This window comes from Vibrio sp. NH-7, from assembly GCF_053643215.1.
Map to the genome: position 1 here is coordinate 2,610,500 of NZ_CM132187.1, position 25,386 is coordinate 2,635,885.

20 protein-coding genes and 9 tRNA genes are annotated in these 25,386 nt (G+C 46.4%); 2 read left to right on the forward strand and 27 right to left on the reverse strand.

Annotated features, from left to right (window positions below; all coding sequences use genetic code 11):
* Position 1: 1 nt before the first annotated feature.
* The 4 genes from ACUALS_RS12080 to ACUALS_RS12095 all read right to left on the reverse strand — a co-directional run bounded on the left by ACUALS_RS12080 (position 2) and on the right by ACUALS_RS12095 (position 3,154).
* Entirely contained in the window at positions 2-1,333 is a 1,332-nt protein-coding gene (locus ACUALS_RS12080; protein ID WP_038214342.1) for a PTS sugar transporter subunit IIC, read from the reverse strand.
* Positions 1,334-1,419: 86 nt separating this feature from the next.
* Positions 1,420-1,722 (reverse strand): PTS sugar transporter subunit IIB, encoded by a 303-nt coding sequence (locus ACUALS_RS12085; RefSeq protein WP_038140319.1) that lies wholly within the window; start codon positions 1,720-1,722, stop codon positions 1,420-1,422.
* Positions 1,723-2,066: 344 nt separating this feature from the next.
* Positions 2,067-2,762 (reverse strand): VC0807 family protein, encoded by a 696-nt coding sequence (locus ACUALS_RS12090; RefSeq protein WP_038140320.1) that lies wholly within the window; start codon positions 2,760-2,762, stop codon positions 2,067-2,069.
* Between the two features lie 307 nt (positions 2,763-3,069).
* Positions 3,070-3,154: transfer RNA gene (locus tag ACUALS_RS12095), tRNA-Leu, on the reverse strand.
* A 192-nt stretch (positions 3,155-3,346) separates the two neighbouring features.
* Between ACUALS_RS12095 and ACUALS_RS12100 the strand changes: the two genes are divergently transcribed.
* Positions 3,347-3,823, forward strand: coding sequence for an RDD family protein (locus ACUALS_RS12100; RefSeq protein ID WP_005475517.1), 477 nt, complete (start codon positions 3,347-3,349; stop codon positions 3,821-3,823).
* 60 nt (positions 3,824-3,883) lie between these two features.
* Here ACUALS_RS12100 and luxS read toward each other — a convergent pair whose 3' ends face one another.
* From luxS to pncC, 23 genes are all read right to left on the reverse strand, one after another.
* Entirely contained in the window at positions 3,884-4,402 is a 519-nt protein-coding gene (gene luxS, locus ACUALS_RS12105; protein ID WP_454448430.1) for an S-ribosylhomocysteine lyase, read from the reverse strand.
* Between the two features lie 24 nt (positions 4,403-4,426).
* Complete coding sequence (locus ACUALS_RS12110; protein WP_454448431.1) at positions 4,427-5,026, reverse strand: transglycosylase SLT domain-containing protein; 600 nt, start codon at positions 5,024-5,026, stop codon at positions 4,427-4,429.
* Positions 5,027-5,035: 9 nt separating this feature from the next.
* Positions 5,036-6,604 carry a glutamate--cysteine ligase gene (gene gshA, locus ACUALS_RS12115; protein ID WP_454448432.1) on the reverse strand — a complete coding sequence of 523 codons (1,569 nt, stop codon included), beginning with the start codon at positions 6,602-6,604 and terminating at the stop codon, positions 5,036-5,038.
* A gap of 106 nt (positions 6,605-6,710) precedes the next feature.
* Positions 6,711-9,569: a M16 family metallopeptidase gene (locus ACUALS_RS12120; RefSeq protein ID WP_454448433.1), complete on the reverse strand. Its 2,859-nt coding sequence runs from the start codon at positions 9,567-9,569 to the stop codon at positions 6,711-6,713.
* 9 nt (positions 9,570-9,578) lie between these two features.
* Positions 9,579-10,040: a YqaA family protein gene (locus ACUALS_RS12125; RefSeq protein ID WP_038192876.1), complete on the reverse strand. Its 462-nt coding sequence runs from the start codon at positions 10,038-10,040 to the stop codon at positions 9,579-9,581.
* Positions 10,034-10,984 (reverse strand): NADP-dependent oxidoreductase, encoded by a 951-nt coding sequence (locus ACUALS_RS12130; protein WP_038140330.1) that lies wholly within the window; start codon positions 10,982-10,984, stop codon positions 10,034-10,036. Before ACUALS_RS12130 ends, ACUALS_RS12125 begins: the two co-directional genes overlap by 7 nt.
* 117 nt (positions 10,985-11,101) lie before the next feature.
* Positions 11,102-12,232 carry a sodium ion-translocating decarboxylase subunit beta gene (locus ACUALS_RS12135; protein ID WP_454448434.1) on the reverse strand — a complete coding sequence of 377 codons (1,131 nt, stop codon included), beginning with the start codon at positions 12,230-12,232 and terminating at the stop codon, positions 11,102-11,104.
* A 9-nt stretch (positions 12,233-12,241) separates the two neighbouring features.
* Positions 12,242-14,029 (reverse strand): sodium-extruding oxaloacetate decarboxylase subunit alpha, encoded by a 1,788-nt coding sequence (oadA, locus tag ACUALS_RS12140; protein ID WP_322413803.1) that lies wholly within the window; start codon positions 14,027-14,029, stop codon positions 12,242-12,244.
* Between the two features lie 32 nt (positions 14,030-14,061).
* On the reverse strand, positions 14,062-14,319 hold the full coding sequence (locus ACUALS_RS12145; RefSeq protein WP_005475486.1) for an oxaloacetate decarboxylase subunit gamma: 258 nt from the start codon (positions 14,317-14,319) through the stop codon (positions 14,062-14,064).
* A gap of 439 nt (positions 14,320-14,758) precedes the next feature.
* A tRNA-Arg gene (locus tag ACUALS_RS12150) sits at positions 14,759-14,835 on the reverse strand.
* Between the two features lie 65 nt (positions 14,836-14,900).
* Positions 14,901-14,977: transfer RNA gene (locus ACUALS_RS12155), tRNA-Arg, on the reverse strand.
* A gap of 66 nt (positions 14,978-15,043) precedes the next feature.
* Positions 15,044-15,120: transfer RNA gene (locus ACUALS_RS12160), tRNA-Arg, on the reverse strand.
* A gap of 65 nt (positions 15,121-15,185) precedes the next feature.
* A tRNA-Arg gene (locus ACUALS_RS12165) sits at positions 15,186-15,262 on the reverse strand.
* Positions 15,263-15,327: 65 nt separating this feature from the next.
* Positions 15,328-15,404, reverse strand: a tRNA-Arg gene (locus tag ACUALS_RS12170).
* 96 nt (positions 15,405-15,500) lie between these two features.
* Positions 15,501-15,593: transfer RNA gene (locus tag ACUALS_RS12175), tRNA-Ser, on the reverse strand.
* A 25-nt stretch (positions 15,594-15,618) separates the two neighbouring features.
* Positions 15,619-15,695 (reverse strand) — tRNA-Arg (locus ACUALS_RS12180).
* A gap of 75 nt (positions 15,696-15,770) precedes the next feature.
* A tRNA-Ser gene (locus ACUALS_RS12185) sits at positions 15,771-15,863 on the reverse strand.
* 185 nt (positions 15,864-16,048) lie between these two features.
* On the reverse strand, positions 16,049-16,246 hold the full coding sequence (gene csrA, locus ACUALS_RS12190; RefSeq protein WP_004415691.1) for a carbon storage regulator CsrA: 198 nt from the start codon (positions 16,244-16,246) through the stop codon (positions 16,049-16,051).
* A 92-nt stretch (positions 16,247-16,338) separates the two neighbouring features.
* Complete coding sequence (locus ACUALS_RS12195) at positions 16,339-17,526, reverse strand: aspartate kinase (RefSeq protein WP_454448435.1); 1,188 nt, start codon at positions 17,524-17,526, stop codon at positions 16,339-16,341.
* A 193-nt stretch (positions 17,527-17,719) separates the two neighbouring features.
* A complete protein-coding gene (alaS, locus tag ACUALS_RS12200; protein ID WP_454448436.1) occupies positions 17,720-20,302 on the reverse strand; it encodes an alanine--tRNA ligase in 2,583 nt (860 codons plus the stop codon).
* A 142-nt stretch (positions 20,303-20,444) separates the two neighbouring features.
* Entirely contained in the window at positions 20,445-20,909 is a 465-nt protein-coding gene (recX, locus tag ACUALS_RS12205) for a recombination regulator RecX (protein ID WP_454448437.1), read from the reverse strand.
* Between the two features lie 73 nt (positions 20,910-20,982).
* On the reverse strand, positions 20,983-22,029 hold the full coding sequence (gene recA, locus ACUALS_RS12210; RefSeq protein WP_038140340.1) for a recombinase RecA: 1,047 nt from the start codon (positions 22,027-22,029) through the stop codon (positions 20,983-20,985).
* 188 nt (positions 22,030-22,217) lie between these two features.
* Complete coding sequence (pncC, locus tag ACUALS_RS12215) at positions 22,218-22,712, reverse strand: nicotinamide-nucleotide amidase (protein ID WP_454448438.1); 495 nt, start codon at positions 22,710-22,712, stop codon at positions 22,218-22,220.
* Between the two features lie 126 nt (positions 22,713-22,838).
* Here pncC and mutS point away from each other — a divergent pair, with 126 nt between their 5' ends.
* A complete protein-coding gene (gene mutS, locus ACUALS_RS12220) occupies positions 22,839-25,376 on the forward strand; it encodes a DNA mismatch repair protein MutS (RefSeq protein ID WP_454449258.1) in 2,538 nt (845 codons plus the stop codon).
* The last annotated feature ends 10 nt before the right edge of the window (positions 25,377-25,386 follow it).

The following is a 25,386-nucleotide window of genomic DNA, read 5'->3' on the forward strand; positions in this document are numbered from 1 at the left end:
CTTAGGCGATAGCACCTTTACCTGACACGGCTTGCTCTGGTTCAGACTCGCTTGAAGGCTGCTCTTGAGCGATCACTTGCTTTTCAAACATCTTGAAGAAAGGCAGGTAAATAAACAGATCCAGAATCAACAATCCGATCACCAACAATACGGGCGACAGCGTCCAACCACTGCCCCATGACGCGCCAATAATGGCCGGCGTCGTCCATGGTGTTGTGGCAACGCCCATACCAACCAAGCCAACCTGAACCGCAAAATAGGCAATGGTGGCATTGATAACTGGCGCAAAGACAAAAGGAATAAACAAGATTGGGTTCATTACAATTGGACTGCCAAAAATGACAGGCTCATTGATTTGGAAGAAGCCAGGCACCGCACTCATGCGTCCAATACTCTTTAGATGCGCAGAGCGACTGAACGACATCAGTAAAACAAGTGCGAGCGTTGCGCCTGAACCACCAATGAAGATGTAGAAGTCCCAGAAGGGTTGCGTAAAGACATTGGGAATGGGCTGACCCGCAACAAACGCATCAATATTGGCACTGATATTGGTAAGGAAAATCGGTGAAAGAAGTCCAACAACAATCGCAGCTCCATGTATTCCTGCAAACCAAAGTAACTGACATAAGAGCAACGCACCGATAATCGCTGGCAGGGTGTTTGAGGCACTGATTAACGGCTTGAACATCGCCATTACTGCATCTGGAATAAGCATTCCGTACTGAGCTTGAACAAATAAGCTCAAAGGATACAAGGTGATGAAAATTGCCAATACGGGCAGTAGCACTTCAAAAGAGCGTGCAATCGCTGGTGGTACTTGCTCTGGCATACGAATGGTAATGTTGTGCTTTTTCATAAATCGATACAGCTCGACCGAAAAGAACGCACACATAACCGCGGTAAAGATGCCAGTTCCCCCCATATGAGACATCGCCAATGCCCCATCCTTTGCGGGAGCCGCGACCAACAAGAAGCTCATCAAAGATAAAACAGCGCTCGTGATGCCATCCATCTTGTAGGCTTTCGCCAAACTATAGGCGACCCCCAAGGAGACAAAAATCGTCATAATGCCCATCGACATATTGAATGGCATCATAATGGTGTCAAAGTGGGTGGTAGCGAAATCTAACCAAGCGCGACCAAACGCATTTGTGGTATCTTCGCCAAACGGGGGAAAAGCAAAGATCAAAATAAAACTACCGACGATAATAAAAGGCATTGCGACAATAAATCCGTCACGCATTGCTCGTACATGAGGTTGATTGCCAACTTTTGCGGCAAGCGGTGCTATATGTTTTTCGACGATTCCTATAATCGCATCATAAAGCTTCATAGATTCCATCCTTATTTTTGGATAAAAGAATCCCTACGCATATAAATATGCGCATATTCTTTTACTGATAAATTGAGTTTATTTAATTAGATGAGTTCGAGCGCTTGTTGAAGCACTTCATCACCTTTCATCATTCCATAGGCTTGTGGCGAAATTGCCGCAATGTTCTTACCATGCTCTTCTGCCGTCTTGCGTAGTTCTTCCAACTGAAAGCGAACTTGAGGACCAAGCAAGCAAACATCATACTCTTTGATTGCCTCGTCAAATGCGTTGACTGACATTGCATCAATCTTACACTCTATTCCTTTTAATTCAGCAGCTTGCTCCATCTTCTTAACAAGCATACTGGTCGACATACCAGCGCTACAGCACAAAAGAATCTTTTTCATAATCTTGCTCCATGTGTTCAATCTTTAACCTACGCTCACTGTAGCAAAAACGTACAACACAAGAAAGCGCAACCGGTTGCGTTGCGCGTGAACAAACTCTCATTTTATAAAGAAACATTGCTGTTTTAACTGGTGATATTTTTATTAATTATTTTAGCTTTAAATCTAAACTTGAATAAAAATAGGCGCGTATATCTAGCAAAAATAGTGTTTATATATTGTCACTTTGTTTATTTTCACTGAGGCTTATCTAATAATATTAAAGAATACAAAAGCTAAGGTAAGGATATAGAATCTATAAAAACAAAGCCCAGTGAAGACACTGGGCTTTGTTCGTTTGAGAATTACTTGGTATGGAAAATTTGTTCCGTTTCCAAGGAAGTCATTGCGCGGATTTGACGCCAAACATAGTAGAAGATACCAAACATCATCAACATACTTGGTATGGCGATAATTGGGTAGCTATATAATGTTAGCTTTCCGAGCTCCTCATTAAACTCAGCGGTTCCTGCTGGGCTTGTCACAATCCAGGTCGCGAGGAAATAATTCATCACCGATGAAAAGGCAAAGGTACTGGCAAATAGGTAGTTAGACGTCATGAGACAGCGTTCAAATGCTTGAGACTTACCGCTTTCTTCTAGTCGTTCCTTGATGAGAGGCAGATTCAAAATGGTGTCATTGAGGATCATCTTCTGCATAAATGGGTAACGTGTAAACGTTGAGCCCAGAACCGCTAAACCAATCAAGCCAGGGATCAATGCTTCTTTCAGCGCCAACCAACGAGTATCTAGTTCAAGTAGACCGATTCCTCCAGTGAGCAACACACTGACAAAGCCCAGTGCCGCAATAAAGTTAAACTTCTTGTTGCGAATCAGCTCCATACCACCATAAGCCACAGGGAATGCAAGCGCGACGACTAACGCCATAACCGTTCCTAGATGCTCTTCGCCACTAAACTTCATTAAAATGAATGACGGGACAAAAACGTTAAAGAGGATCTCGAACAAGGGGTTCGATTTTTTGTTCTCTGTGTTACTCATAATTTCTAAAGGCTGCGTTTAAAATAAATCTCTGGGAAGGGATTGTTCCTCGCATAGCGAGAGAAGTAAAGCGTTAACGCGCCAAGCTGTGTAACGACATATGAAATGGCGGAGAATAGTACTAGATGAGGCGCCCACTCCAGCAACCACGCAGAGGCTGCGTTTCTAAATTAGTGCCATGGTACTGGTGCGGACTGATTGGACAGGCATTCCTGCCGCTACCGCGAGGGCAACGCCTGCCAAACATGAATCTATTTTCAAACACCTAAAACGACGAAAGGCCGCTATAAAGCGACCTTTCTATGTATGGTACCGGTGGGCGGACTTGAACCGCCACGCCCGAAGGCAACGGATTTTGAATCCGTCGTGTATACCAATTTCACCACACCGGCATCTTGGACTCTCGTCCTTTGATGTTTGGCATTATACGTAAGCCGAGCGTTCGTGCAAGTGCAAAAGACTGAATTACTTGCCGTTTGCTGATAAATTCGCCACAAGTTGCTAAGCTGTGCGCAAGGTCTCTTTTCAGATCAAAATTGAAGCTTTATTCTTTCGCCTAATTTTTATTTTGGTAAGCAGGTTTTATGTCAGCAACTGACTCTTTGCCACCAGCGGGGTTGTTTCGTCGCTTAGGGGCTCTTTTTTACGATGGTCTGATTATAATGGCGGTTGAAATGATGGCTGCGGGTATTGTGATTGCCATTCTTCACGCGCTGATGGCGATGGGAGTATTCAGTGTCGGCGGCTATGCTGATGTGAGTGACTTCCTGACCAATCACCCAGTTTGGAGCCCAGTATATACCGCTTACCTCGCGGCGGTCTGGATATACTTCTTTGTCTTCTTTTGGACTCGAGCAGGACAAACTTTGGGAATGAGAGCTTGGAAGCTTCACCTTAGAAGTAATGACGGTTCGCCAATATCGACCACTCAGGCTTTGATCCGTATCGGTACATCGGGATTTGGTTTAGCAAACTTAACTGTCCCAATTGATCCGAAAAAGCGTGGTTTCCACGATATTTGGGCGAAGACTGAAGTTGTAGTACTGCCAAAGGCAAATTAGGTAATCAGTCAAAAGACAATAAAGGAAGGCATCTCGCCTTCCTTTTGTTTTTCAGCGCCGTTAGTCGACTTTTAACTCTTTGAGCATCGCCTCTGGTAGCGCTAGGTCATCGTTCTTGTTGACGGAGATGCCCGCATCAATGATGGCCTGAGCAATCTGCTTCGCTTCATCTAATGAGTGCATTGCAGCAGTACCGCACTGATACTCGTTGAGCTCTGGAATTTTATTTTGGCTCTCTACTTTAAGTACGTCTTGCATTGCTGACAACCACGCTTCAGCCACCTGCTGCTCTCGAGGAGTACCAATCAAGCTCATGTAGAAACCGGTACGGCATCCCATAGGTGAAATATCGATGATTTCCACGCTATCGCTATTCAGATGGTTACGCATGAACCCTGCATATAGGTGCTCTAGCGTATGAATCCCTTTCTCTGAAAGGATATCTTTGTTTGGCGCAGTAAATCGTAAATCGAACACGGTAATCGTATCACCCTTAGGGGTGGTCATGGTTTTCGCCACTCGAACGGCAGGTGCGTTCATACGAGTGTGATCGACGGTAAAGCTATCTAATAACGGCATTGTCCTTCTCCTCTCAAGCTAGTATTAGAAAAACCAGCTTCGGTTATTTTCCAGTTCTTGTCGGCACTGTTTAAGTTGCCAACCGTAATCCTTTGCTTGCTGTTCAACTTTTCGAGCCACTCTGATTAATGATGGCTTCGATTGATATGTTTTACGTTTATAGCCACCACGGCCTTCGTGGTACGCCAAATATTGGTTGTAGGGATCCCATTTTGAGATACCTAACTGCTTTTGAGTTTCGCTGGTATACCAGCCAATAAACATCAATGAGTCACCAAAATTGGTTCTTGAGCCACCATGATTCGTGGCTTTTTGAAAATCTTCCCATGCTGGGTCTTGCGCTTGTGCATATCCATAAGCACTACTGACACGCCCCCATGGAATAAAGCCCAATACATAGTCTTTCGGTGGACGCGCATCATGGCGATAACTGCTCTCTTGTTTAACAAATGCCATCGCAATTTGAATGGGGGTTCCCCACTCTTCTTGCATATCGACAGCATCGTCATACCAAGCGGGCTTCTCGCGGAAAATCTCGCATAAATTAGAGTGATTTTTAGGTGGCACCGTTGCGCATCCACCTAACACTAACAGAGCAAAAACCGCCGCTAACCTTTTTACCACCTGCGTTCCTTACGCGTTTAAATACGCAAAGTAGTCGGTCAAAAAGTCATCGAAACTGAGCTTATCCGTAGCCTCAACGTCCGCTTGAGCTTTAACCGAGCGCTCCACTTCTTGTTCCATCTCAGCTTCGCTGTAGGTGCGGTAGCGGTGTTCTAGGTGCTGTTGGCGATATTGTTTACCAAATTCACAGCCGACTTTGCCTAATCCGCCAAAGCGTTTGGTATCTTCGAGTAACTGGCCAGAGATGGTGAGCTCAGGGTTATCAATCCACTCCAGCAGCTTATAGCAAACCGCTTGATAATCATTGCCACCGTTTGCTGCGTCCATCTGCTCAGCGATTTGAGTCAACTCAACAAACACTCGTTTCGCCCAATCTTGCAGACTCAGAATTTCACCTTTACAGCCGATCTGAAGCTCAAGCCCTGGTTTGCGACCTTCAACAATCACTTTATTCCAGTTCTCGCGCCAACATGCCTGCTCACAGTAATCCATCGGCTCAGAGTCCGACAATGCTGCCCACGCTAAGAATAGATCCAAGAAGCGCACTTGTTCAGCCGTCACGCCAACAGAGCTATATGGGTTCACGTCTAGCGAACGAACTTCGATGTACTCAACTCCACCACGCGCGAGCGCTTCAGACGGTTTTTCACCGGATTTAGCAACACGTTTTGGTCGAATTGGCGCATACAGCTCATTTTCGATTTGTAAGACGTTGCTATTTAGCTGACGATACTCACCGTCAACTTTAACGCCGATCGCTGCGAACTCTTCCGAAGGAGTGCGAATCGCGGTATTTAAACCATCGAGATACTCTTCTAGGCTGTTAAAGCCAATTTTCAACGCGCTCTGAGCACTGTTGGTGTAGCCCAAATCACTCATTCGTAATGAAGTCGCATTTTGTAGGTAAAGCGTGCCACCAATTTTTTCAAACGGCAGCTTTGTTTCTCTACCTTGAATAAACGACGAACAAAGCGCAGGTGAAGCACCAAAGAAGTAAGGGATTAACCAGCCAAAACGATAGTAGTTTCGGATAAGACCGAAATACGCCTGCGACTTAGTCTGTTGACGTTCTTGCTCATTTTGCTCTCCGTATAACTGATCCCAGAAAGATTCAGGAAACGAGAAGTTAAAATGCACACCGGAAATAATCTGCATCAAACTACCGTAACGGTGTTTTAAGCCTTGACGGTAAAGCGTTTTCATTTTGCCTGAGTTTGAAGAGCCGTATTGCGCAAGGTTAATGTCATCTTCACTCCCCACGAAGCAAGGCATCGACAGTGGCCACATTTTCTCTTCGCCCAGTTTAGTTTGGGTAAAGTGATGAATGTCTTCTAACTGAGCTGTGAGCGTGTCAATGTCTTTAGACACAGGCGTGATAAACTCAAGCAAAGACTCTGAGAAATCGGTCGTAATCCAATTGTTCGCGTATGCAGAACCTAGTGATTTAGGGTGCGGCGTCGTTGCAAGGTAACCATCTTGTTGATAACGAAGTGTCTCTCGCTCAACACCTCGGCCGAAAGATTTGAATACTTCTGGGTTTCGTGCAACTCGCTCAAGTCGCGCAGCAAATTCAGTCAAAATGAGGTTCGCTTATGTCGAGGGCCCAGTTCGTACTGAGCCAATCCTATAATTAATAAAGAGTGACTGACGTCACTCTTTTTCTTTGCTCTAAGTTATGTGTACTCTAGCGGATGATTTCAAGCTCTTCTATCGGGATTTGCAAACTTTCTAGTTGTGGCCTCAAGGTATTTGCATCACCGACCACAATGATTTGATAATCTTTGGGAGTAAACCACTTCGCCGACAACTGATCAAGCGTCGATTTTTCAACCGTTTCAACAATCTCATTACGCTGCTTGAGGTAGTCTTCATCCAAGCTGTAAGCAAGGATACTACTTAATAACTGAGCTTTCTGTGAAGGCGTTTCATACTTCAGAGCATCTTGTTGACCGACCGCCAAGCGTAAAAATTTCATCTCGGCGTCGCTCATGCCTTCCAAACTGTACTCATTGAGTTCATTTTCAAACTCACGAATCGAGGCTAACGTCGAATCGGCACGGACTTGTGCAGAGAAGACAATCGCCCCCACCTCTCGGTTTGCCGCTAAATAGCCGCTTGCGCCATAGGTATAACCTTTGTCTTCGCGTAAGTTTTGGTTTAAGCGGCTATTAAAGTTACCCGCTAGATTAAAGTTGGCCAGTTGCGTTAAATACGTTTCGCCTGTGGCATCAAAGGGTAAACCTTGTCGAACAAAACGAACAATGCTTTGAGGCGCGCCAGGCTTATCTACGAGGTAAATTTTTTGCTCGCCCGGGTCACTCACCAACTGAGGACGCAACAACGGCGCCGCTTTACCCTGCCAGCTTTCGATGAACGCCAATGATTTTTTAATCTGGCGTTTAGAGATGTCACCCACCACGACAATTTGAGTGCCTTGCGGTGTGTAGTGCGTTCGATAAAACGCTTTCACATCATCAAGCGTTAACGCTTCAACAGACTTAGCCGTACCATCGCTTGGCCTTTGGTAAATAGAGCCTGAGAACAACACTTGACGCGTCGCTTGTGAAGCGAGCCAACTTGGTTTTTGGTGCTGATAAACTATGCTTTCGAGCATCTGACGTTTATTGCGTTCAAAATCTTGCTGATTGAAGGCTGGCTCGAAAAGAATTTCTTCCACCAAAGTCAATGTCTGAGGCAGGTTCTTTTCTAAACTCGATATCGCAATGTTGGTTGTATAGTTGGCAGCATCAATAGAAACCGAACTGCCGAGCTTATCCAATTGCGCTTGCAGTTCTTCAACACTGGATTTTAACGTTCCCTCTTGCATCATGGCAGCGGTTAGGTTGGCTAAACCTTCCTGACCTTTAGCGACATACCTCTCACCTGCAGGAAGTCGAATATTGAGTTGAACCGTCGGCGTTTCATCACTGACTGTTCCAAGCAGCTCAACACCATTGTCAAAGTAGACACTGTACAACTTCGGCATCTGAGCTTTGACACCTTCAGCCACTTGCGGCATGACTGAGCGATCAAACTCATCTACAGGGCGGCGGTACTCGAGGTCCGATTCTGTTACTTTTGCGTACTCAGGCAATGTTCTAGCCGGTGTCACAAAATTTGCCGGCGCTACCGCAAAGTCAGACTTACCTTTTGGTACGACACTTAAGGTCACTTTTTTATGACCATTCACATAGTCTTTATAGGCTTTCATGACTGATTCAGGTGACACAGCTCGGATCCGCTCAAGCTGGCTCTGAAGACGATCAGGTTGATCGAAGAAGGTTTGATTCGAAGCCAATTGCGAAACTTTACCTCGAACACTTTGCAGAGCAAACACCGCATCTGCTTCCGCCATACCTGTGATTTGATCTAGACGATTTTGGTCAACGCCTTGCGCTTCAAACTCATTTAAAGTCTGCATTAACTCTTCATAGAGAGGCTTTAACTGACCTTTCTCTCCCGATGGTGCCATTGCGTAAACATAGAAATTACACGCCAACTCAGCACAATCTTGGAACGCACCTGCATCTACCGCTTTTTGCGTTTTGACCAGCTTTTGATACAGCAGGCTGTTTGCCCCACTTCCCAGCACATTAGCCAGCGCATCTAGAGAGACCTGAGTTTCTTCACCACGATAAGTAGTAGGCCACCCAACCACAACCATCGGCTGCTGAATACGATCTTGCAAAGTAATATAACGGTCTTCTGTCAAGACAGCTGGTTGCTTAGGAGCCTTGTCTACCTCAGGACCAGTAGGAATTGAGCCAAAGTATTTGTTGACCCATTCCAGCGTTTGATCAACATCGAGATCACCGCCAATGGTGAGTACCGCATTATTTGGGCCATACCAACGCAAGAAAAAGGCTTTAAGATCGTTAACGTCAACACGATCTAAATCTTCCACATAGCCAATGGTTTGCCATGAGTATGGATGACCTTCCGGGTACATGGCTTCGCCAATCTTTTCCCACATTAAACCATAGGGTCTATTGTCATAGTTCTGCGCACGTTCATTCTTAACGGTATCGCGCTGAATTTCGAACTTGCGTTGCGAAACAGCATCAAGCAAGAAGCCCATGCGATCCGATTCCAACCACAACATCTTCTCGAGTTGATTGGAGGGAACCGTTTCAAAATAGTTGGTTCTGTCGCGATTCGTGGTCCCGTTCAGTGTGCCACCCGCTTCGGTAATAATTTTAAAGTGCTCTTGGTCACCGACATGCTCGCTGCCTTGAAACATCATATGCTCAAAGAAATGCGCGAAACCTGACTTACCAATTTCTTCACGTGCAGAACCAACGTGATAAGTCACATCCACATGAACGAGAGGATCAGAGTCATCAGGAGATAGGATAACCGTCAACCCGTTGTCGAGTTTGTATTTCGAATAGGGAATCATCGCTTTGCCAGGCTGAGGATCGACCTCTTCAATCAAGGTGACCCCTTCCGGTAGCGATGAGAATAGAGAGACAGAAGGAAGGTTGCTAGTTGAACAACCGTAAAGAGCGACGAGAGAAAACGCACCAAGCCAGATTTTTCTCATAACTTCCCCTTAGAAAAAACCAAAATAAATGGCGGCAAGTAGACTGTACCGGAAAGCTTTACCTATTAAGACAAGCCAGAAACAAGGCCAGAAACGCATACGTAGCCAACCCGCAGCCAAACAAAGAGGGTCGCCAATGATTGGCAACCAACTGAAAAATAGAGACCAGTAGCCATATTTACTCAACCACTGTAATGCTTTATGACCATGCTTTTCGTTTTGAGTTCGATTAGGCAGCCACCAACCAAGCCAATAGTTGGTCAAACCACCTAATGTATTACCCAAGGTAGCGACAAGAATGATGGAAAACGTAGAAAATTGATTCAGACTAAGCGCAGCGAGCAGCCCCGCTTCAGAGCCTCCTGGAAGCAAAGTGGCACTGAGAAACCCCGTAATGAACAAGACCCAAAGTGCCGAATCAGAAAACCATAGTGCGATAGATTGGAAGGAGGCATTAAATGCCTCTAGCATTGCATATCAAGCAAAACCTTGCCCCGCGTGTGTCCAGTTTCTATTTGCTTGTGAGCTTCAGCGACTTGATCCATAGGATAAATCTTGAAGATCTCTGTTTTTAATAAGCCAACACTGACCATATAGAGCAACGCATCAAGCTGCTCCGGATTAGGATCAACCAACATGCCGGTCGCTTCAAAGCCCAGTAGCTTCGCTTTCTCACAAATAAGTTCAGCACTTAAGGTCGGCACCGTGACAACTTTAGCGCCATCTTTCAAGCATTTAAGCGCATCTAAAGCCGCATCACCTCCAACCAAGTCTATCAGAGCATCCGCTTCTTCAACGCGTTCTGACACAGGCGCAAATTGGTAATTAACCGCATGAGCACCAAGCGTCGCCATATAGTCTAAGTTGGACTCGCTGCACGTCGTAAACACTTCTGCTTTCGCAGCAACCGCAACTTGTATTGCTATATGCCCAACACCCCCTGCGCCCGCGAGTACAAGCACTCTGTCTCCCTCTTTAACACCCGCCTTATCCAGCGCTTGAATCGCGGTCTGACCGGCAAGAGGCAATGCTGCCGCAGCTTCTAGTGTAATGGAATCAGGCACAAGACTCAGTTCTGTTTCAGGAACAGCTATATATTGGCTGTAACCGCCACCTTGCAAAGGGAAACCCACAAAACCGGCAACTTTATCTCCTTGGCTAAATCGTTCCGTTTGCTCACCACATTGGACAATTTCACCCGCTATGTCGTAACCCGGAACCCAAGGTAAATTATCTTTGTTTTCGGACGCAGCCCAACCAAGACCCGCGCGTGTTTTCACATCGATAGGGTTAACACCAGCAAAAGCGACTCTGACAAGTACTTCACCCGCTTTAGGCTGAGGAACCGCAGATGACTGGATGACCAATACTTCTGGCCCACCGAATTGAGATATTGCGATTTGTTTGTTTTCCATTTCATGATTTCCCTGTCGATAGCAAAAAGGGATGCTAAAGCATCCCTTTGAATATATACCATTTATTGCTATCAAGTTAACCGATCGATTTCAAATTAACCAACAACTAACCGAGCATTAGCCGACAAGCGCCAACAAGATACCCGCAGCAACAGCAGAACCCAGAACCCCAGCCACGTTGGGACCCATCGAATGCATGAGCAAGAAGTTTTGTGGATTGGCTTCAAGGCCAACCTTATTGACCACACGAGCCGCCATTGGTACCGCCGATACACCCGCAGCGCCAATAAGTGGATTTATATCCTCTTTAGAGAACTTGTTAAGCAGCTTAGCCATCAAAACACCGCCAGCGGTACCGATACTAAAGGCAACCGCACCAAGAGCAAGAATACCGAGCGTCTCAACGTTTAAGAACTCTTCCGCTTGTAGCTTCGAACCCACCCCCAGACCAAGGAAGATCGTGACGATGTTGATCAACTCATTCTGAGCGGTTTTCGATAGGCGATCCACGACACCCGCTTCGCGCATCAAGTTACCCAAACAGAACATGCCCACCAGTGGTGTTGCGGAAGGTAAGAACAAAATCGTCATCAACAACACCGCGAGTGGGAATAAGATCTTCTCTACTTTCCCCACATGACGAAGTTGAGCCATCTGGATCTTACGCTCTTCTGGTGATGTTAGCGCCTTCATAATAGGTGGCTGAATGATCGGAACCAACGCCATGTAGCTGTATGCTGCAACCGCGATGGCACCCAATAAATCAGGAGATAACTGGCTCGCCAAGAAGATCGCCGTTGGTCCATCTGCACCACCAATGATCGCAATTGACGCTGCATCTGGCATACTAAATTCCATGCCAGGTACATAGTTGAGTAGAATCGCCCCAAATAGAGTGGCAAAGATCCCAAACTGAGCCGCCGCGCCCAACCATAGCGTTTTCGGGTTTGCAATCAAGGCACCAAAGTCCGTCATTGCTCCTACACCCATGAAGATCAACAGCGGGAATATACCTGATTCAATACCAACGTAGTATACATAGTAAAGTAGCCCACCTTCTTCGGTGAATCCTGCGTTGGGAATGTTCGCTAAAATCGCGCCAAAGCCAATCGGCAGCAGAAGTAAGGGCTCGAAGCCCTTACGTATCGCCAAGAATAGCAAAGCACAGCCAACCAAGATCATACAGATCTGGCCAAACTCAAAGTTAGCGATCCCTGTTTCTGACCAAAGGGTCATTAATCCTTCCATGGTACTCCCTTACGCTAGGCTGATCAGCGGTGCGCCTACAGTGACGGAATCGCCTTCTTTAACGTGAAGATCTTGCACAATACCACCGCGGGCAGCACGTACTTCTGTTTCCATCTTCATCGCTTCAAGGATCAACAGCACATCGCCTTCAGCGACTTGAGATCCATTTTGGACGTTTACTTTGAATATGTTACCCGCTAGAGGAGCTGGAACGACTTCAGAGTTGCCGGCTGGTGCAGAAGGCGCTGGCGCAGCTTGTGGTGCCGATGCTTGAGCTGGAGCGACTGACGTCAACTGCCCCTGAGGACCCACTTCCACATCGTATACTTGACCGTCCACCTTAACGCTGTAAGTCTCAATTCCGCCCTGTGCAGGTTGAGCAACTGGAGCAGATGAAGGTGTTTCCTCTAGCCATGGTGCCGGCTCAAAGGCTTCAGGATTACGACGATTTTTGAGGAACTTAAGCCCTACTTGAGGGAACAACGCGTACGTGAGGACATCATCAACCGTATCTTCAGCCAGAGAAATGCCTTCTTCTTTCGCTTTGCTTAGGAGTTCATCCGTTAGGGTGTTAAGCTCTGCATCCAGCAAATCAGCAGGACGGCATGTGATCGCTTCACCACCGTCAAGCACTTTTGCTTGAAGCGCCGCGTTTACCTCAGCCGGTGCTGCGCCATATTCGCCTTTAAGAACACCTGCGGTTTCTTTAGTAATACTCTTATAGCGCTCGCCAGTTAGAACATTGATTACTGCTTGAGTACCAACAATTTGCGAAGTTGGCGTCACTAGTGGGATGTAACCTAGATCTTGGCGTACGCGAGGGATCTCTTCCAATACTTCATCAAGCTTATCCGCCGCACCTTGCTCTTTAAGCTGACCTTCCATGTTCGTCAGCATGCCACCCGGAACTTGGGCGATTAAGATACGTGAGTCGACACCTTTTAACTGACCTTCAAACTTAGCATACTTCTTACGAACTTCGCGGAAGTAAGCGGCAATAGGCTCAATTTGGTCAAGCTTAAGATTGGTATCTCGCTCAGTGCCTTGTAGCATTGCAACCACTGTTTCTGTTGGCGTGTGACCATAGGTGCAGCTCATCGATGAGATTGCTGTATCCAGAATATCCACGCCTGCTTCTACGGCTTTGACAGCCGTCGCAGTAGATAAGCCTGTTGTTGCATGACAATGAAGCGCTAAAGGGATGTCAGTAGAAGATTTGATTCGAGTAATTAACTCTTCCGCTTCATAAGGTTTAAGCAAACCAGACATATCTTTGATACACAAAGAGTGACAGCCCAAGTCTTCAAGACGTTTGGCAAGATCAACCCAAGTATCAGTATTGTGCACTGGGCTTGTGGTGTAAGAGAGCGTACCTTGAGCGTGTGCACCGACATCAACGGCAGCTTTGACTGCTTTTTCAAAGTTACGGACATCGTTCATCGCATCAAAGATACGGAATACATCCATACCATTGGCGTGAGCGCGTTCAACAAACTTCTCTACCACATCGTCAGCGTAGTGACGGTAACCCAATAGGTTTTGACCACGCAATAGCATTTGCATTGGGGTATTCGGCATTGCTTTTTTAAGCTCGCGCAGACGCTCCCATGGGTCCTCTCCCAAGAAACGAATACACGCATCAAACGTTGCTCCGCCCCAAGTCTCAAGAGACCAATAGCCTACTTTATCCAGCTCTGCTGCAATCGGTAACATATCTTCAAGACGCATACGTGTCGCAAACAGCGATTGATGGGCGTCACGAAGAACCACGTCGGTTAAAGCTAGTGGTTTTGACATGCTCATTAACTCCTTTTAATCCATTTCAAATGCTATTTAGCTGTAGAGGTACGATACTGGTGTACTGCAGCAGAGATTGCCGCCACGACCTTCGGGCTAACAGCAGAAGAGGTTGGTTGAACTTTATTATTTTGATTTGGGGTGGCGATCGGCTCTGGTACTTCTTCAGGCACCAGTTTCGACATTAGCCGAACGAGATAAACAAGAATAGTGAGGAATAGAAACACCACAACCATGCCCGTAAGCATCATGGTCGCAGCATCTACTAGCAGGCTTCCAATATTATCCATTTTTGCATCCTTTCTTTGTCATCCTGACAAGGGACTAGGTAAACCATGCGGACTTCTTGTCCAATTTACCTAAACATGTCCAATTTTTCGTTGGACGTCTTCGATCAGGACGAGCTTTGTGATCCCGACAAGAGGTCTAGGATTATCTCGATTGGTTAAACTTTGTCAATTTTGTTTAAAGCAGTCTTGATGATAATGCACATATCTAAGGGTTAATACGTCATACAAGTCACATAAATCTGCAATATCAGTTTAATCAAGGATAAATAACTGCTGTTTTTCAGACGTTATTTCAAATACGAGGAGAATACTGCGATAGGGTTAATATTTCCCAAAAAAGCCCTTAAGAAACATTAAGTTGTAAATTGAGAGTTAAACATTTGATAATGAAATGTTAATAAAAAAGCCCTGCTATTTCTAGCAGGGCTTTCTCAAAGAGTGGCGCGTCCTGGAGGATTCGAACCTCCGACCGCCTGGTTCGTAGCCAGGTACTCTATCCAGCTGAGCTAAGGACGCGCAGTTTTCGATATCAACGTCTGTTAATACCAGGATTCCAATCTATACAGAGGAAACCTAAAGAGTGGCGCGTCCTGGAGGATTCGAACCTCCGACCGCCTGGTTCGTAGCCAGGTACTCTATCCAGCTGAGCTAAGGACGCGCAGTTTTTTAATATCGACTTCTGTCAATATCAGGATTCCAATCTATACAAAGGAAACCCAAAGAATGGCGCGTCCTGGAGGATTCGAACCTCCGACCGCCTGGTTCGTAGCCAGGTACTCTATCCAGCTGAGCTAAGGACGCGCAGTTTTTGATATCGACTTCTGTCAATATCAGGATTCCAATCTATACAAAGGAAACCTAAAGAGTGGCGCGTCCTGGAGGATTCGAACCTCCGACCGCCTGGTTCGTAGCCAGGTACTCTATCCAGCTGAGCTAAGGACGCGCAGTTTTTGATATCGACTTCTGTCAATATCAGGATTCCAATCTATACAAAGGAAACCTAAAGAGTGGCGCGTCCTGGAGGATTCGAACCTCCGACCGCCTGGTTCGTAGCCAGGTACTCTATCCAGCTGAGCTAAGGACGCGCAATGTTCTCTAAAACGAGAGGTGTGAAGTATATCACACTAATTCTTTGAAACAACAGGGCTTTAAAACAAAAAAATTGGCCATAAGCCAATTAATGGCGGTGAGGGAGGGATTCGAACCCTCGATACGGTATCAAGCCGTATACTCCCTTAGCAGGGGAGCGCCTTCAGCCTCTCGGCCACCTCACCGTTTTATTCCCTGGTAAGGAAATTATGGCGCGTCCTGGAGGATTCGAACCTCCGACCGCCTGGTTCGTAGCCAGGTACTCTATCCAGCTGAGCTAAGGACGCGCTGTACTTTCTTGCTACAGAAAGTTGTTTTAAAGCTGTTCCGAAGAACTGTTCTTCTATAAGAAGAAGCAAGAATGGCGGTGAGGGAGGGATTCGAACCCTCGATACGGTATCAAGCCGTATACTCCCTTAGCAGGGGAGCGCCTTCAGCCTCTCGGCCACCTCACCGTCTTGCGGAGGCACATATTACGATTTACCAAAAATATGTCAAACATTTTCTTGGCAAAAACGGCAAAAACTTTTCCAAGCGTTGGCTATTTAATCAAAGCGGTGTTAATTCACTCTTTTTGCTAAAAATATGCCCTTTCCAGCAACAAAAAAGGCTGACAATATTTGCCAGCCTCTCTGTGTAATTAGTAGTTGCCAGATGCAACGTTACCATTACCTTTTTCTGCCTGAATGCGCATGTAAATTTCTTCACGGTGAACAGACACTTCTTTCGGAGCATTAACACCGATACGTACTTGGTTACCTTTTACACCCAGTACCGTTACTGTTACTTCATCACCGATCATTAGAGTTTCGCCAACGCGGCGAGTTAAAATTAGCATTCTGTGCTCCTTGAGTAATCTCTGAATTATCTTGCTACAAGGCTATTATCCAATAAAAGTTATATTTTCGTAAACTCTATTGTGGCTCGAATCTAGCCTAAAAAGGCATGTTTTTGCAGGTAGTCGATCGCCTCTGCAGAAGTTATGTACGCATCATGCAGTATGTTAGCTGCTTTGTCGACACATTCTGGCGACAGCACAAGCATCAACGACTGTGGGTTAACAGCATAATGTTCGACCGAAATGCCTTGTTCTGTAAGCAAAGCGTAAGACTTTTCCACCAGTCCTTCTACGTGTAAGCCGACGGCAGTCAGCAAACTTACTGAATCACTATTACGGATTTTGTCACCGAAAACCAGTTCCAGTTTTGCATAAGCGTCCAGTTTTAGTACCACACCTGTCCATTCTGTATGCTCGATCACATTCCAGATGACAATACCTAGCATTTGACACTGAGTCTTAAGTGCAGAGAGCATCTCTTTTTCAATTCTGATCAAGCACATATCTCGCTGAATGGCGACTCCGCAAACTGCATTTTGACACTCTTCCCCTTTGACCAAACTGCCTGGATTGCGATCAAATGTAGAAAGCACTCGTAGGGGAACATTATGTTTCCATGCGTACTGCACTGACGGTAGGTGAAGAACCTTGGCACCTTTGCGCGCCATTTCCTCCATCGAAGGAAAGTCAATCACGTCCAATTTTTGCGCGGTCGCGACCACTCGAGGATCACATGTGTATATGCCATCTACATCAGTAAATATTTGACATTCCGTCGCATTGAGCGCGCCTGCTAAGGTCACCGCACTTGTATCAGATCCACCTCGACCTAGCGTGGTGATATCCCCATTTTCATTGATCCCTTGAAATCCAGCCACGATGACTATGTGATCTTGTGCTAACAACTCTCGGATAGCTTGGGTATCAATATGTTTAATCGTTGCGTCATTGTGTTGATTGTCCGTCACAATGTTCGCTTGTGCTCCGGTAAGTGAACGGGCTGCAAAACCCAGTTTATTGAGAGTCATTGCAAGTAGTGCCATCGACACTTGTTCACCAGCAGAGAGCAAAACATCAAGTTCTCGCGCCGTAGGTACACTATCGACCTGTTTCGCCAAGTCCATCAGCCTGTTTGTTTCACCAGACATTGCGGAGACGACTACGACAACTTGATTACCATCATTTTTCGCCTTTATGATGTGTTCGGCTACCGTATGGATCCTTTCAATAGAACCAACAGACGTTCCGCCAAACTTTTGCACGATAAGGGGCTTTTTCACCAGTCTTCACCTTCCCAAGACCAAAGTCTCATTCGGACTGCATTCAATGTGTTGAATATTGTTTGCAGTAGTTATAACAAAAACCAAGCGGCCTATTCGACTATCACTAGGACAATCAATTAAACCACTTGGTTAGGACAAAAAAATTACGCTCAATCAAACAAATGATTGAGCGCAGTTTATACAGTATTTTTTACAAGCGTTCTTCTAGCCAAGGCTGAACGGTCTTGATCGCTTCAGGCAGAGCCGCCACATCAGTACCGCCCGCTTGCGCCATATCAGGACGACCACCACCTTTACCGCCAACTTGCTCAGCGACCATCTTAACAAGATCGCCCGCTTTCACTTTGCCGATAAGGTCTTTGGTCACACCAGCGATGAGACCAATCTTATCGCCGTTGATGTTCGCCAACAGGATAACGCCACTACCCACTTGGTTTTTAATGTCATCAACCATAGTGCGTAGGTTTTTGTTATCGGCGCCTTCTAGAGCAGCAATCAACACTTTCGTGCCGTTGATTTCCTGAACTTTACCCATGATGTTTGCGCTTTCTGCGGCAGCCATCTTGTCTTTCAGTTTCTGAATTTCTTTCTCTAGAGATTTTGCTTTTTGTGCCGACTCAACCAGTTTCTCTTCGAACTTCGCTTGCTGCTCTTCGATTGCATCTAGTGCTGCTTCACCAGTTACCGCTTCGATACGACGGATACCCGCTGCAATACCCCCTTCCGAGGTGATCTTGAACAGACCAATATCACCCGTGTTAGAAGCGTGGATGCCACCACAAAGCTCAGTTGAGAACTCGCCCATAGATAGCACGCGAACTTCATCATCGTACTTCTCACCGAATAGGGCCATTGCACCTTTCTGCTTAGCAGACTCGATGTCCATAACGTTAGTTTCAATCACGTGGTTACGACGAACTTGTGCATTTACTAAGCGCTCAACTTCTTTTAGTTCAGCAGGCGTTACCGCTTCGAGATGAGAGAAGTCAAAACGTAGGTTTTCTGGCTTAACAAGTGAGCCTTTCTGCGTTACGTGCTCGCCCAGAACTTGGCGTAGTGCAGCATGAAGCAGGTGCGTTGCTGAGTGATTTAGTGAGATAGAAGCGCGACGCTCTGCATCAACAATAGCCTCTACTTCATCACCTTTCGCGAGAACGCCTTCGGCTAGAACGCCGTGGTGCGCAATTGCATTACCTAACTTCTGCGTGTCTTCTACTTTGAATAGACCAGATTCAGTTTTTAGTACACCAGCATCACCACACTGACCGCCTGATTCTGCGTAGAATGGCGTTTCACCAAGAATGATGATCGCTTTATCACCCGCCGATAGAGATTCTGCTACTTCACCTTCAACGAAGATTTCAGCCACATTGCTCTTACCTTGAGTGCCGGTGTAACCACAAAATTCGGTTTCAGCTTCTGTTTTAATTGTTGCGTTGTAGTCCGTGCCGAATTGACCAGCTTCACGTGCACGCTGACGCTGTTCTTCCATCGCTTTCTCGAAACCCGCTTCGTCGATAGTGAAATCACGCTCGCGAGCCACGTCGTTAGTTAAGTCAGCAGGGAAACCGTAAGTGTCGTAAAGCTTAAATACTGTTTCACCATCAAGCTCTTTGCCTTCAAGTGCATCCAGTGCTTCATTGAGGATAACCATGCCACGCTCTAATGTGCGACCAAAGTTTTCTTCTTCAATGCGTAATACTTTCTCAACAACGGCTTGTTGCTTCTTAAGTTCGTCAGCTGCGCTGCCCATCACTTCAGCCAGTACACCGACAAGTTTGTGGAAAAATACGCCTTTTGCACCTAGCTTGTTACCGTGACGCACAGCACGACGGATAATACGACGCAACACGTAGCCGCGACCTTCGTTTGAAGGCATCACACCATCTGCGATTAGGAATGAACAAGAGCGGATATGGTCAGCAATCACGCGTAGTGATTGGTTTGACAGGTCTTGGCAGCCGACAACCTCTGCAGCAGCTTTGATTAGCTTTTGGAATACGTCGATTTCGTAGTTTGAATGAACGCCCTGCATGATTGCAGAAATACGCTCAATACCCATACCCGTATCAACTGCAGGCTTAGGTAGCGGTTCCATCGTGCCATCAGCATGACGGTTGAACTGCATAAATACGTTGTTCCAGATCTCGATGAAACGGTCACCGTCCTCTTCTGGAGTACCAGGACGGCCTCCCCAGATATGCTCACCGTGATCGTAGAAGATTTCAGTACAAGGGCCACAAGGACCTGTGTCACCCATTGTCCAGAAGTTATCTGATTCGAACTGCTTGCCGCCTTCTTTGTCACCGATACGAACGATACGGTCAGCAGGTACACCTACTTTTTTGTTCCAGATATCGAATGCTTCGTCATCTGTCTCGTATACCGTTACCAATAGACGCTCTTTTGGCAGTTGTAGCGTTTCCGTTAGGAATTCCCAAGCAAACGCGATCGCGTCTTCTTTGAAGTAATCACCAAAACTAAAGTTACCTAGCATTTCGAAGAAAGTATGGTGACGAGCTGTAAAACCAACGTTCTCAAGATCGTTATGTTTACCACCCGCACGTACACAACGCTGAGCCGTAGTTGCTCGAGTGTAGGCACGCTTTTCGGCGCCTAAGAAGCAATCTTTAAATTGGTTCATACCTGCGTTTGTGAATAGCAGGGTTGGATCGTTATGTGGAACCAACGATGAACTGTCTACGATTTGGTGTCCTTTGCTTTCAAAGAACTTAAGGAACGCGTTACGAACCTCATCAGTGCTCATGTACATGCAGCTCTTCCTGAAAATAGTCGAGTTAGAATTTTGCGCTATTGTAGATCATGGTTAGCGCTACGACTAGTTTTCTCGCAGAAAAGAGCATTTGGATTGTGGAAACGAAACTAAATCATCAAATTAACGACTCATTTAGCTGTTAATCCTCAGTTTCCGAGTTGAGCGCATAACTGATTTGTTCAAAGCTATAACCTCGATATTGAAGAAAACGCACCTGTTTGGCGTACTCTTTTTGGTCTTTCGCTTTCATTCCTTTGAATTTCTTCTCCCCAGCACTTTTTGCCAATTCGAACCAATCTTGCGGCTCTTCTTCCATCGCTTTTTCTATGACTGACTCAGCCACTCGCTTTTGATTGAGTTCTTGGCGAATTCGGCGCTCTCCATGGCCTTTATAAACATGCTGCCTCACTTGGCTCTTTGCATAACGAAGATCATCTAAGTAATTATGATCTAAACAAAAATTAATCGCTTCTTGAATCGCATCCTCTTCATAACCTTTCAAGCTAAGTTTCTGATACATTTCATACTCACCATGATCACGACGACTGAGCAGTTGAATAGCGGCTTCTTTGCTCGACAGTGTTGGGGGTTTTCGTTGGAACATGTCGGATTAAATTCTCATATTCTAAATACAACAAAGCCCCGCATAAGCAGGGCTTTAAATTCATAAGGCTATGTTATAGCTCTTCTTGCTCTGGCATTTGACCTAGTTCCGCATCATCAGGCTGAATTTCTGCTGGCGACAGAAGCATTTCACGCAACTTAGCGTCGATAGCTTGTGCAGCCTCTACGTTTTCTCGTAGGAACTTGCCTGCGTTTGCTTTACCTTGACCAATCTTGTCGCCATTGTAGCTGTACCATGCGCCCGCTTTTTCGATTAGCTTATGCTTAACGCCTAGGTCAATCAGTTCACCTTCACGGTTGAAACCTTGGCCATACATGATTTGCGTTTCAGCTTGCTTAAATGGTGCTGCAATCTTGTTCTTAACAACTTTGATGCGAGTCTCGTTACCCACAACCTCATCGCCTTCTTTGATAGACCCCGTACGGCGAATATCTAGGCGAACCGATGCGTAAAACTTAAGTGCGTTACCACCCGTTGTGGTTTCTGGGTTACCGAACATCACACCAATCTTCATACGGATTTGGTTGATGAAGATACACATACAGTTAGACTGCTTTAGGTTACCGGTTAGCTTACGCATTGCTTGAGACAGCATACGCGCTTGAAGACCCATGTGGCTGTCGCCCATTTCGCCTTCGATTTCCGCTTTAGGCGTTAGAGCAGCAACCGAGTCAACAACCATTACGTCAATAGCACCTGAACGAGCTAGCGCGTCACAGATCTCAAGAGCTTGCTCACCAGTGTCTGGCTGAGAAACCAATAGTGCGTCAATATCAACACCAAGCTTCTTCGCGTAAACAGGATCAAGTGCGTGCTCAGCATCGATAAATGCACAAGTTTTACCTTGTTTTTGCGCCGCAGCAATACACTCAAGAGTTAGCGTTGTTTTACCCGATGATTCAGGACCGTAGATTTCTACGATACGACCCATCGGAAGGCCACCAGCACCCAGTGCGATATCAAGAGAAAGTGAACCAGTAGAGATTGTTTCTACATCCATTGCGCGGTTATCACCCAGGCGCATGATTGAACCTTTACCGAATTGCTTTTCAATCTGACCTAGCGCAGCGGCGAGCGCTTTCTGTTTGTTCTCGTCCATCACTTTCTCCAAAAGACTCATCTTGTGCTGATGAATATCAATCAAATTCTTTTATCCAGCGGCAAGCACTGAACCATCAATGAAAGCCATTATACTGTTGATTCATACAGTGTCCACACCTGTGTGGATTTTTTTTGAATTTTGATGATATCTATCTAATTTATCGAAACTTTTAATTCATTACTTATTCATTGCTCTGCGACACTGAGCTTCTCAAACAGTACTTGTTGCGCTTTGATAACAGCTTGTCGGCGTACTGCTCGTCTATCCCCCTCAAAGCAATAAGTGGCCACTTTTAGCCAACCTTTGTCGTCTGCCCAAGCAAAACACACTGTTCCAACAGGTTTCTCATCCGAGCCACCACCAGGTCCTGCGATACCACTTATTGATACCGAGATCGTTGCACGCGAATGTCGAATTGCACCTTGCGCCATTTCAACCACGGTTGCTTCACTCACCGCCCCGTGAGCGTCAAGCGTTTCTTCCTTTACACCTAGCATTTCCATCTTGGCTTCATTGCTGTAAGTGATGAACGCACGATCAAACCATGCGGAGCTGCCTGCTATATCGGTAATCGCAGCGGACACCCCGCCACCTGTGCAAGACTCTGCGGTCACGAGCACTTGTTGGTGACGTAATAGTGCTTCACCCAATCGCGCTGACAGGTTTTGTTGTGATTCCATATCTAAATACCCTCTTGCATCTTTTCGCCCAATGTCGATTCACGTATCCTAAGCCGCAATAGACATAAACGAAAGAAGTTACCCGTGAAAGCGTTACCTGAAAAAGATAAGCAAAAACATACCCCAATGATGCAGCAGTATCTCAAGTTAAAAGCCGAGAACCCTGACATCTTGCTGTTCTATCGAATGGGCGATTTTTACGAACTTTTCTATGATGATGCCAAACGCGCGTCACAACTACTCGATATTTCTCTCACCAAACGCGGCGCATCTGCTGGCGAACCGATTCCAATGGCGGGCGTCCCCTTCCATGCCGTAGAGGGCTATTTAGCTAAATTGGTGCAGCTTGGCGAGTCCGTTGCCATTTGCGAGCAGATTGGCGATCCTGCGACGAGTAAGGGCCCAGTAGAGCGTGCAGTGGTTCGTATTGTCACCCCCGGCACCGTTACTGATGAAGCCCTGCTTTCCGAGCGTATCGATAACCTTATCGCCGCTATCTATCACCACGATGGTAAATTCGGCTACGCGACTCTCGACGTTACTTCAGGCCGATTCCAATTAATGGAACCAGAGACTGAAGAAGCGATGGCAGCCGAATTGCAACGTACTGCTCCTCGCGAGCTGCTGTTCCCAGAAGACTTTGAACCCGTACAGTTAATGTCTGCTCGCAACGGTAATCGTCGTCGCCCTGTATGGGAATTCGAATTAGATACAGCGAAGCAACAACTCAACCAACAATTTGGTACACGCGATTTAGTTGGGTTTGGAGTCGAACACGCCAAGCTCGGATTATGCGCAGCAGGCTGTCTGATTCAATATGTGAAAGATACCCAACGAACAGCACTGCCGCACATTCGCTCTTTGACCTTCGATCGCCAAGATCATTCGGTGATTCTTGACGCGGCAACACGCAGAAATTTAGAGATCACCCAAAACCTTGCTGGCGGTACGGACAACACTCTTGCTGAAGTTTTGGATCATACTGCGACCGCCATGGGCAGCCGTATGCTCAAACGCTGGTTGCATCAGCCGATGCGCGACATTGATACGCTAAACCACCGTCTAGATGCTATTGCTGAGCTAAAAGATGAAGCCTTATTTAGTGACTTACACCCAGTACTTAAGCAGATTGGCGATATCGAACGTATTCTGGCTCGTTTGGCGCTGCGTAGTGCTCGCCCACGTGATATGGCTCGTCTACGCTATGCGATGCAGCAGCTACCTGAGCTATCTGAGTTAATGAGCTCACTTAGCCATCCTTATCTCTCTAAGTTAGCGCAATACGCGGCGCCGATGGACGAGGTGTGCGAACTGCTGGAGCGTGCTATCAAAGAGAACCCGCCTGTGGTTATTCGTGATGGCGGTGTGATCGAAGAAGGGTACAACGCTGAACTTGATGAATGGCGTAAATTGGCAGATGGTGCGACCGAATATCTTGAGCAAATGGAGCAAGACGAGCGTGAGCGTCACGGTATTGATTCACTCAAGGTGGGCTACAATAATGTCCACGGTTTCTTTATCCAAGTCAGCCGAGGGCAAAGCCATTTAGTGCCGCCACACTACGTACGTCGCCAAACGCTTAAGAACGCAGAGCGCTACATCATCCCTGAGTTAAAAGAGCATGAAGATAAAGTCCTCAACTCGAAATCAAAAGCGCTAGCGCTAGAGAAACAGCTTTGGGAAGAACTGTTTGATTTGCTTCTTCCACATTTAGAGCAAATGCAAAATGTCGCCTCTGCAGTCTCTCAAATTGACGTTTTGCAAAACCTAGCAGAACGTGCAGACAGCTTAGATTACTGTCGCCCGAACTTAACCAAAGAGGCTGGTATTCATATCCAAGCTGGCCGCCACCCAGTTGTTGAGCAAGTGATGGACGAGCCGTTTATTGCCAATCCAATCGAGCTCAATGCCCAACGTAAGATGTTAATCATTACTGGTCCGAACATGGGCGGTAAATCGACTTACATGCGCCAAACCGCGTTGATTGCACTGATGGCTCACATTGGTTCTTACGTCCCTGCAGAGTCAGCAACCATTGGTTCGGTGGATCGTATCTTTACTCGTATTGGTGCTTCGGATGACCTGGCATCAGGCCGTTCTACCTTTATGGTTGAGATGACGGAAACCGCTAACATCTTGCACAACGCAACACAAAATAGCCTAGTGCTAATGGATGAGATTGGGCGTGGAACCAGTACTTATGACGGCCTATCTTTGGCTTGGGCGAGCGCGGAATGGTTGGCAAAACAGCTCGGTTCAATGACGTTGTTTGCCACCCACTACTTTGAGCTCACTGAATTGCCAAGCCAAATACCAACCTTAGCCAATGTTCACCTTGATGCGGTTGAACATGGCGATAGCATTGCCTTTATGCACGCCGTTCAAGAAGGTGCGGCGAGCAAATCATACGGTCTTGCTGTCGCGGGACTTGCTGGTGTACCAAAGAGCGTAATCAAAAATGCACGCGCTAAGCTGACCCAACTCGAACAAATCGGTCAAATAGAAGCATCATCAACACCAAGTAGCGGTGTGGACATCGCTAATCAATTAAGTCTTATTCCAGAACCAAGTGAAGTTGAAGAAGCGCTTTCCAATATTGACCCTGACGATCTCACTCCGCGTCAGGCTTTGGAAGAGCTATATAGACTTAAAAAACTGCTTTAGTCTTCAATGA

Bases quoted from the DNA above. Each gene is read 5' to 3' on its own strand.
- mutS (WP_454449258.1), top strand. From the start codon at position 22,839: ATGATGCAGCAGTATCTCAAGTTAAAAGCCGAGAACCCTGACATCTTG.
- alaS (WP_454448436.1), bottom strand. From the start codon at position 20,302: ATGTACATGAGCACTGATGAGGTTCGTAACGCGTTCCTTAAGTTCTTT.
- oadA (WP_322413803.1), bottom strand. From the start codon at position 14,029: ATGTCAAAACCACTAGCTTTAACCGACGTGGTTCTTCGTGACGCCCAT.
- ACUALS_RS12125 (WP_038192876.1), bottom strand. From the start codon at position 10,040: ATGCTAGAGGCATTTAATGCCTCCTTCCAATCTATCGCACTATGGTTT.
- ACUALS_RS12120 (WP_454448433.1), bottom strand. From the start codon at position 9,569: ATGAGAAAAATCTGGCTTGGTGCGTTTTCTCTCGTCGCTCTTTACGGT.
- csrA (WP_004415691.1), bottom strand. From the start codon at position 16,246: ATGCTAATTTTAACTCGCCGCGTTGGCGAAACTCTAATGATCGGTGAT.
- ACUALS_RS12090 (WP_038140320.1), bottom strand. From the start codon at position 2,762: ATGAGTAACACAGAGAACAAAAAATCGAACCCCTTGTTCGAGATCCTC.
- ACUALS_RS12080 (WP_038214342.1), bottom strand. From the start codon at position 1,333: ATGAAGCTTTATGATGCGATTATAGGAATCGTCGAAAAACATATAGCA.
- ACUALS_RS12100 (WP_005475517.1), top strand. From the start codon at position 3,347: ATGTCAGCAACTGACTCTTTGCCACCAGCGGGGTTGTTTCGTCGCTTA.
- ACUALS_RS12085 (WP_038140319.1), bottom strand. From the start codon at position 1,722: ATGAAAAAGATTCTTTTGTGCTGTAGCGCTGGTATGTCGACCAGTATG.
- ACUALS_RS12145 (WP_005475486.1), bottom strand. From the start codon at position 14,319: ATGGATAATATTGGAAGCCTGCTAGTAGATGCTGCGACCATGATGCTT.
- pncC (WP_454448438.1), bottom strand. From the start codon at position 22,712: ATGGAATCACAACAAAACCTGTCAGCGCGATTGGGTGAAGCACTATTA.
- luxS (WP_454448430.1), bottom strand. From the start codon at position 4,402: ATGCCGTTATTAGATAGCTTTACCGTCGATCACACTCGTATGAACGCA.
- ACUALS_RS12135 (WP_454448434.1), bottom strand. From the start codon at position 12,232: ATGGAAGGATTAATGACCCTTTGGTCAGAAACAGGGATCGCTAACTTT.
- ACUALS_RS12130 (WP_038140330.1), bottom strand. From the start codon at position 10,984: ATGGAAAACAAACAAATCGCAATATCTCAATTCGGTGGGCCAGAAGTA.
- recX (WP_454448437.1), bottom strand. From the start codon at position 20,909: ATGTTCCAACGAAAACCCCCAACACTGTCGAGCAAAGAAGCCGCTATT.
- recA (WP_038140340.1), bottom strand. From the start codon at position 22,029: ATGGACGAGAACAAACAGAAAGCGCTCGCCGCTGCGCTAGGTCAGATT.